Source organism: Inquilinus sp., from assembly GCF_057815775.1.
The window spans coordinates 1-8,463 of sequence record NZ_JBYRFX010000300.1; the positions used below are offsets into that span (position 1 = coordinate 1).

The 8,463-nt window shown below is 68.5% G+C and carries 7 protein-coding genes; 2 read left to right on the plus strand and 5 right to left on the minus strand.

Annotated features, from left to right (window positions below; all coding sequences use genetic code 11):
- The 5 genes from AC3XYG_RS10695 to AC3XYG_RS10715 all read right to left on the minus strand — a co-directional run.
- A partial coding sequence (locus tag AC3XYG_RS10695) for a mechanosensitive ion channel domain-containing protein (RefSeq protein ID WP_489139811.1) occupies nt 1-1,628 on the minus strand: 1,628 nt, incomplete at its 3' end.
- A 15-nt stretch (nt 1,629-1,643) separates the two neighbouring features.
- Nucleotides 1,644-2,849, minus strand: coding sequence for a low temperature requirement protein A (locus AC3XYG_RS10700; RefSeq protein ID WP_489139812.1), 1,206 nt, complete (start codon nt 2,847-2,849; stop codon nt 1,644-1,646).
- Nucleotides 2,850-2,913: 64 nt separating this feature from the next.
- Entirely contained in the window at nt 2,914-3,504 is a 591-nt protein-coding gene (locus AC3XYG_RS10705; RefSeq protein ID WP_489139813.1) for a DUF4893 domain-containing protein, read from the minus strand.
- 27 nt (nt 3,505-3,531) lie between these two features.
- Nucleotides 3,532-4,995, minus strand: coding sequence for a RimK family ATP-grasp domain-containing protein (locus AC3XYG_RS10710; protein WP_489139814.1), 1,464 nt, complete (start codon nt 4,993-4,995; stop codon nt 3,532-3,534).
- On the minus strand, nt 4,992-6,128 hold the full coding sequence (locus AC3XYG_RS10715) for a peptidase C39 family protein (protein ID WP_489139815.1): 1,137 nt from the start codon (nt 6,126-6,128) through the stop codon (nt 4,992-4,994). The genes AC3XYG_RS10710 and AC3XYG_RS10715 overlap by 4 nt, the downstream gene beginning before the upstream one ends.
- A 118-nt stretch (nt 6,129-6,246) precedes the next feature.
- Between AC3XYG_RS10715 and AC3XYG_RS10720 the strand changes: the two genes are divergently transcribed.
- Nucleotides 6,247-7,902, plus strand: coding sequence for a sulfatase-like hydrolase/transferase (locus tag AC3XYG_RS10720; RefSeq protein WP_489139816.1), 1,656 nt, complete (start codon nt 6,247-6,249; stop codon nt 7,900-7,902).
- A gap of 434 nt (nt 7,903-8,336) precedes the next feature.
- Nucleotides 8,337-8,463: glucan biosynthesis protein (locus AC3XYG_RS10725; RefSeq protein ID WP_489139817.1), on the plus strand; the 127-nt coding region annotated here is incomplete at its 3' end.

The window sequence follows — 8,463 nt, forward strand, 5'->3', positions numbered from 1 at the left end:
ATGCTGCCGCTTTCGATGTATTCGCCGATGCGGAAGGCGTCGTCGAACAGGAAGAACATGCCGGAGATGATGTCCTTCACCAGGGTCTGGGCGCCGAAGCCGACGGCGAGCCCGACCACCCCGGCGCCGGCGACCAGCGGCCCGATCTCGACCCCCAGCGCCGCCAGCGCGATCAGCCCGGCCATCACCGCCAGCACCACGAACAGGACGTTCTTCAGGATCGGCAGCAGCGTCCGCAGCCGGGCGTGGCGCCGGGCCTGGTCGGTGCCGCCGGGCCCTTCGGCATTCGCCGTGGCGATGCGCTGGTCGATCCAGGCGCGCAGCAGGTGCCAGGCGAAATTCGCCACCAGGAAGACGATGGCGGCGTTGATCGCGCCGCGCAGCACCCGGGTGGTCAGCGTGTCGCGCAGGGTCAGCGAGCTGAGATCGAGGCCGAGCACCGAGGCGATCAGCAGCGCCGCGCCGACCACCAGCAGCACGCGCAGGCCGCGTTCCAGCGTCACCGCCAGCAGCGACGGCACCGCCTCCGCCGTGTCCGCACCCGGCGGCCGCAGCACATGGTTGACGGCCAGGTTGCTGCCGCGCAGCGCGATCGGCAGCAGCAGGATGACGCCGACATAGAAGGGTGCGACCGAGCCGGTGAACAGCAGCAGCCAGACCACGATCAGGTAGAACGACAAGAGCCAGGTGCCGATCCGGTGGTCATGGCCCACCCGCTCGTGCCCATCGAAGGTCGGGGCCCGCCACACCGCGGCCAGGGTCAGGCTGACCATGATGACGCCGGCGGCCAAGCCGACCAGGAAGCCGGATTCCATCCGCAGCCCCAGCGTGGTCAGGTTGTCGAGCGTGGCCTGGATGAAGAAGAACCAGCCGACCAGCACCGGCGACCAGATGAACCAGTAATGCGCGGTCGGCGTCGCCATCGGCACCAGCCGGAACCGCGGCGCCCCCGGCGCCAGGATGATGCGGCCGAGCACCAGAGTGACCCGGACGATCAGCACCAGCAGCAGGTAGGACAGCACGATATCCTGCAGCAGCACGGGCCAGTCGAACAGCAGGAAGGCGCCGATGCTGCCGAGGGCGAAGGCAAAGACCAGGCCGAGACCATAGACCGAGCGCAGCCACACCGCCTGCAGCCGGCCGTGCAGGGTTTCGAGATGCGTGCCGATCAGCCGGCGGCGGAAACGGCCCGACAGCCACCAGTACAGCTTCTCCGCCCCGAAGCCGAGGCCGACGAACAGCAGCAGCGCCGCCGCCGTCCAGATCAGCCCCTGCTCCTCCAGCTGCAGCACCAGCACGTGCCAGGCCATGCCGAGCTCCGCCGGCAGGGTCGGCGCGGCCGCGGCCAGCGCGCGGACGAAACCGCGGGTGGTGTCGATTACGCCCGACAGGCTCTGCTGCACGCTGCCGGCATCGGCCGGGGCCGGGGCCGGTGCCACCTGGGCCGCCGGCGCAGCTGCGACCTGGCTCTGCAGCCAGCCCCGGATCTCCGGATCCTGCAGCAGCTCGGCCAGGCTGCGCAGCTTCTCCGGGCTGGGGGCCGTGCCTGGCGCCGGGGCCTGGGCCGCGACCGGGCCGGCCGCAGCCAGCCCGAGCAGGACGGTGAACAGGAACAGCAGGCGATGCATGGTGGATGGGGCCCCTCAGCCGATCTCGGCCGATGATAGGCCCGCCGCCTGCCCGCGCCGAAGCGACAACCGCTCCCACACCGCGACCAGGACCATAATCAGCATCACGGCGACGCCGAGCAGCAGCGGCGACAGCACCACCGTCCCCGGCACCAGCCCGGCCAGCAGGATGATCCCGGCCAGATGCGACAGCGGCAGCCGCCCCGCAGTGGTCCATTTGAACAGGGTATTGCCGACCAGGTACAGCGCCGGCCCGCCCAGCAGTGTCGCGGCGGTCCCGACCTCGAGGGCACCGTCGGGATGGGCCAGCACCAGCTCGTCCGCCACCGCGCCGACGATGATGCCGGCGACGATCAGCAGGTGGATGTAGGTGTAGGCGACGCGGGCGATCCGGCCGGGATCGTCGGATTGGGCGATGGTGTGGCTGCCGCGCTCGGCGCCAATGTCGAAATAGATCCACCACATCGCCACGCTGCCGATGAAGGAGGTGACGAAGGCGGCGAGCGTGCTGGCGCTCAGCTCCAGCTCGGCGACGGTGGCGCCGGTCACCAGGATCGATTCCCCGAGCGCGATGATGACGAATAGGCCGCAGCGTTCGGCCATGTGCCCGCCTTCGACATCCCAGTCCGACGTGGTCGACCGGCCGAGGCCCGGGGTCCAGAAGCCGAGCGACGGCGAGACGTATTCGATCGCCAGCGCGGCGGCCCACAGCGCCAGCCGCACCTCCGCCTCGGCAAAGGCCCCGGCGACCCAGAACACGCCGGAGAGGACGAGCCAGGCGGTGATGCGCTGGAAGTTGCGGAAATTGCCCGGGCTGTGCCGCCGCACCGCCAGCGCCGTGAACAGGCTGCGCCCGACCTGCATGCAGACATAGGCGCCGGCGAAGGCCAGCCCCTTCTCGGCGAAGGCCTCGGGCAACGAGGTCGACAGGACCAGCCCGGCCAGCATCAGGGCCAGCAGCAGCAGGCGCACCGGCGTGCGCTCCGGGTCCAGCCAGTTGGTGACCCAGGAGGTGTAGATCCACACCCACCACACCGCCAGGAACAGCAGCCCCGTGTGCAGCGCCCCGAGCAGGCTGAGGTCCTTCAGCAGGCTGTGCGACAGCTGGGTGATGGCGAAGACGAACACCAGGTCGAAGAACAGTTCGACGAAGGTGACCTTGCCATGTTCGTGCCCCTGGCGCTGGCGCAGCAGCCCCCGATGCCCGTCTGTCTCGGTCATGCGCACCCACTCCCCCGAAGATCGATCACGTGTCGATCCTATGCCGGGGGGCGGCTCCAGGCGATCACTTCACGCGTTCGAGTTCCATGATGTCGAACTGGGATTCGAGGCGCGGCGACGGGAATTCCAGCCGCAGCCGGTCGCGCCCGACGCGGACGAGATAGGCGACCTCGTCCCGCTCCGGGTTGCTGCCGTAGCGCTTGGCCTTCTCGTTGTCGTAGTAGCCTTCGCCGAGATAGGTCAGGCGCTCGGCATCGGTGCCGTCGTAGAAGCCGCCATTGGTGCGCTGGGACCCCGACACCTTGTCCAGCCGCAGCCCGGCGGAATCGTCGGTGATCCTGCACCGGAACCAGTCATAGACCACCAGGGGCGGGTTGCCGCCCAGCTTGGCCACCCGGCAGCGCCAGGTCCCGGCCAGATCGGTGGCGCCGCGGATCGATTGCGGCTTGCCGCCCAGGATCTGGTCCAGCGTCGCCAAGGCGGCCTTGTCGGTGCTCTCCCGGGCAGCGCCGATCGCCTCGCCCCGGACGGAGTCGAACGCATCCAGCCGTTTCTGGTCGGCGGCCGTGATCTGGCTGGCCAGCGTGCCGTCGGCCCAGGCCGGGGCAGTCCAGGCCAGGGCCAGGAGCAACGGGATCCAGGTGGTGCGTGCCATTGGTCGAATTCGCCCCCGGCCGGCAGGTCAGCCGGCATCCAGCCGATCGATGAACCAGCGGCAGACCCGGCGCCAGAGCTCGTCCTTGGCGATCAGGTCCTCGCAGCCATGGTCCAGATTCGGATTGTCGTTGATCTCGATGACGAAGACACCCTTTTCGGTCTGCTTCAGGTCGACGCCGTACAGCCCGTCGCCGATCAGCCGCGCCGCGCGCACCGCCACGTCCAGCACCTCGGCCGGCACTTCGTCCAGCGCGAAGGTCTTGAAGTTGCCCCAGCCGACCTTGCCGTCGGGCGAATGCCGGACGATCTGCCAGTGCTTCTTCGCCATCATGTACTGGCAGACGAACAGCGGCTCGCCATCCAGCACGCCGACCCGCCAGTCATGGTCGGTCGGCATGAATTCCTGCGCCAGGATGACGTCGGAATCGTCCAGCAGCTGTTCCGCCATCTGTTCCAGCTCACGCCGGTCATTGGCCTTGAACACGCCGCGGCTGAACGACCCGTCCGGAATCTTCAGCACGATCGGGTAGGAGAACTCCTCCTCCACCCGCTCGACATGCTTCAAACTGTCGATCACCACGGTCTTCGGCGTCGGGATCTTGTTCGCGGTCAGCAGCTCGTAGAGATAGACCTTGTTGCCGCAGCGCAGGATCGAGGTGCTGTCGTCGATCACCGGCATGCCCTCCTGCTCCGCCCTTCGGGCAAAGCGGAAGGTGTGGTTGTCGATCGCCGTGGTCTCGCGGATGAACAGCGCGTCGTATTCGGCGAGGCGCAGCAGGTCCTTCTTCTCGATGACCTCGACCTCCATGTCCATCGTCTCGGCCACGCGGGCGAGCTTCAGGATCGAGCGGTGGGTCGAGGGCGCGAATTCCTCCTTCGGGTTGAACAGCACGGCGAGGGTGTATTTCGCCGGCTTGTTCTCCTTCGGGTTGCGCCAGCCCTGGCGGGTGTAGAGATCGAGCGTTTCGTAGAAGAAGCTCTCGCTCTCGCCCTCGATGTCGGCGATCGACAATTCGCCGACCGAGGCGATGCGGAATTTGTCGGTGAAGCGGACCTTGACCTCGAGGATCGGCGCCCGGAACCAGTCGAACACCCGGCGGCCGAAATCCTGGAACCGGCTGTCATCGGCGCGGCCGAAGCAGATGATCAGCTTGAACGGCCCGCCCGGGGGCACCGACAGCCGCTTGATCCGGCGGCCGAGGTCGTCCTCCAGGTCCGGCAGGGCGATCTTGTAGAGCGTCTTCTGGCCGAGATCGAGAATGGTCTCGACCATCGGGATGACGCGGTGGGACCGGGCCTCGGCCAGCAGCGAGACATAGTAGCCGCGGGTCATGTAGGCGGTGGACCGGGTCAGGTTGATGACCTTGGCGTCCGCCCCCTTCAGCGATTGCGGCCGGGCGATGTAGTCCCGGGCGGTGACGAGCTGCCGCCCGTCGGGGTCGCCCTTGAAGTCGGTGATACGGTCGACAACGATGATCCAACCGCTCATGAGGCCTTCCTGCTGAGCACGACCGCGGCCCGGAGCTGGGTGCGGCCGTAACGCGCCATTCGCTCGAATTCCTGGCGCGGAATCGGGAGATTCGCCTTGGCCGAGGCGCTTTCCATCTCCGTCACGGCGACCCAGGGGTCGTGCACATAGATGAAACGCTCATCGAAGCCGTTTGCCACCACCCAATGCGGATTTTTTTCGCCGTAACCACGGAACAGACTGATCAGCACGATCGGGATCGCGCCTTCGGCAATCAGCGCGCACATTTCGGGCAAAGTGAGGGCACGGTGCACGACCTCGATCTTGCGGCGGGCGCAGCGGGCGCGAAAATCCTCCTGCACCACGGTCATGACCGCTTTCTTGTCCGGGCTGCGCACGCCGTCCAGGAACAGAAGCGAATCATCACTGACGAAGATCCGGGCCCGCAGGCCGCGGTCATGCGCCGCCAGCGCCATGCCGTAGGGGTCGCAGCCGCCATGGCCGGACGTCATGTAGATCGTCGTCGCCTCGCGCCACAGCCGCAGCTCACGCGCCCGGCTCAGCTCCGTCGCCGGGTCCAGCGCCTTCAGCGCCATCAGCAGCGCCGCGGCACCGCAGGTGAAGTTGGTGGTCTGGGCGTAATACGGGATGTGCAGGTCGGTCTGCGGCTGGTCGTCGGCCCCGAGACGCTTCTCGAAGCGCAGCGCGTCGGCATGGTCTTCGTAGAAGTCGAGATAGCGGCCGAAATGGCGATAGCCATGCGCCTGGTACAGCGCGATCGCCGGCGCATTGTCGGGCCGCACCTCCAGCCGCAGGAACAGCGCCCCCTCGCCATGCGCCGCCCGCTCCGCCTCGTCCAGCAGCCGGGCGCCCAGCTTCCGCCCACGCGCCACCGGATCGACCGCGAGGGAATAGAGGCGGGCCAGCGCCGTGGTCCGGCGCAGCAGCACCAGGGCATAGCCGAGCAGCCGGCCACCCATTTCCGCCACCAGGCAGACGGCGTGGCCGCGGGTCAGCAGATGCAGGAAGTTGCGCCGGGTCAGCCGGTCGTGGTCGAAGGCGCGGGACTCGATCTCCAGCAGCGCCGGCACGTCGTCGGGCGTGGCGAGCCGCAGGGTCTCGGCGATCGGAGAGTCAGCTCGGTGTTCGGGCATCGCGTCATCGCATCCGGTCTGGTTATCGCGCCGACCCCGCCTCTGCGCCAGGGACAGAGTCGGAGATGACGGAGATTTCATGCACCGGCCATTGCCGTTATGCCATGGTCCCGCCGCCATGACCGCCGCAGACACCGCCCCGCCCCGCCTCCGCACCCGCCTGACGCCGCTGTTCGCGGTGCTGCGCCTGGTCGTCGCCCTGCTGTGGCTGGTGCTGCTGCTCGGGGTGCCGTCCGACCCGGATGGCTGGCAATTCTACGGCCTGGCCTCGGTGCCGGTCGAGCTGGCGATCGTGGTCGCGGCCCTGGCCCTGGTGCCGGCGCTGCGCCGCTCACGCCTCTTCGCCGTCGTGCTCGGCGGCCTCGGGCTGCTGGTCGCGGCGATCAAGCTGGCCAACCTGACCACCGAACTGTCCTTCGGCCGGCCGGTCAGCCTGTATGTCGACCGGCTGCTGCTGGTCGATGGCATGCATCTGGCGAACGGCGTGATCGGCGCCCTCGGCCTGATCGCGACCACCTTCGGCGTGATCCTGGCCGCCTGGTGCGTGTGGTGGGCCACCGCCCGCGCCGTGCGCGTGCTGCAGCAGACCCTGTCCACGCCGCCGCGCCGCAGTGTCGCAGGCGCCCTGGGCTTGATCGCCATCGCGGTGTTCGCCATCGGCCAGACGGTGCCGGATGTCTATGGCCCGGCACGGCCGGTCAACGACATCGCCACCCACATGGTCGCCGACCAGGTCGACCGGCTGATCCCGGCCCTGGCGATGGAAGGCCGCTTCCGGGCCGAGGAGGCGATCGACCCGCTGCGCGGCAGCCTGCCGGGCAAGCCGCTGGCCGGGCTGGGCGGCGCCGACGTCACCATTGTCTTCCTCGAATCCTACGGCCGCAGCGCGCTGGAGGATCCTCGCTTCGACGGCGAGCCGAAGGCGGTGCTGGCCGAGATGGGGCCGAAGCTGGCGGCTGCCGGCGTCTACACCGCGTCCGGCTGGCTGGCCTCCCCCACCCGCGGCGGCCAGTCCTGGCTGGCGCATGCGACGCTGGTGAGCGGCCTGCAGATCGACGACCAGCTGCGCTATGACCTGCTGATGACCGGCAAGCGCCTGACGCTGACCCGGCTGTTCACCGAGGCCGGCTACCACACCGCGCTGATCGCCCCGGCGATCACCGGCGGCGAGCCGGAGGCGACCCGCTTCTACGGCTTCGACGACGCGCTGTTCGCCGACGACCTCGGCTATGCCGGCCCACCCTTCGGCTGGGTGACGATGCCCGACCAGTTCACCCTGTCCGCCTTCCAGCACTGGCAGCAGCACCAGCCGAAGCCGCTGTTCAGCGAGGTCGTGCTGGTGTCCAGCCACGCGCCCTGGACCCCCGTGCCGAGCATGGTCAACGACTGGAGCAAGATCGGCGACGGCAGCATCTACCGCGGCCTGCCCGCCACCGGCGGCACGCCGGAGCAGGTGTGGAGCGACCCGGACCGGATCCGCACCCAGTATGGCCTGTCGATGGCCTATTCCCTGCGCGCGCTGCTGGACTATGTCGACCGGATGCTGGGCGACCACACGCTGATGGTGGTGATGGGCGACCATCAGCCGGCGCCGATCGTCACCGGCCCCGGCACGCCGCGCGACGTGCCCGTGCATGTGTTCAGCCGCGACCCGGCCCTGGTCGCGCGCTTCCACGACTGGGGCTTCCTGGACGGGCTGAATCCCCCGGCCAGCGGCCCTGTCGCCGCCATGGCGACCTTCCGGGATGCGTTCGCCCGGTCATTCTCGCCGTAAAAGCGAGTCTATTCCCACCTGTCAATCTGTGAAACGCGCAGGGCAGTCTCTGCCGTTGCGCTTGGGCCCGCCTGCTTCTGCGGATGTCGGGGACCGGGTACTTTAACATCGGAACAAATCTGGAAAGGTCGCGTTGAACGATCGGTCCTTCCGTGTTGCGGCGTGATCCGATAGGGCGCGTCGTGGCCGGGCGTGCCGGGTGCGGTTCTGTTCGTCCAGGAACCGCCACAATCGCGATCGAACTTGCTGTATGCTGCAGTGCGAAAAAAGTTGGCGCGAAAAAAGTCGGACGAAAGAAATTCAGTGGTGGTGACGTGGGGCTGACCAGACGCCAGATCTTGATGGGGACGACCGCGCTTGCGGCTGCGTCCTTCTTTGGCGCAGTGAGGCCCGCCAACGCTGCGCCCAGCCTGGGCGAGACCACACCGTTCAGCATGACCTGGCTGGTCGACCGGGCGAAGACCGTGTCGCAGGCCCCGTTCGTGCCGCCGGATGAGAGCCTGCCGGCCGAGATCACCCAGCTGACCTACGACCAGCAGCGGTCGATCCGCTTCCTGCCGG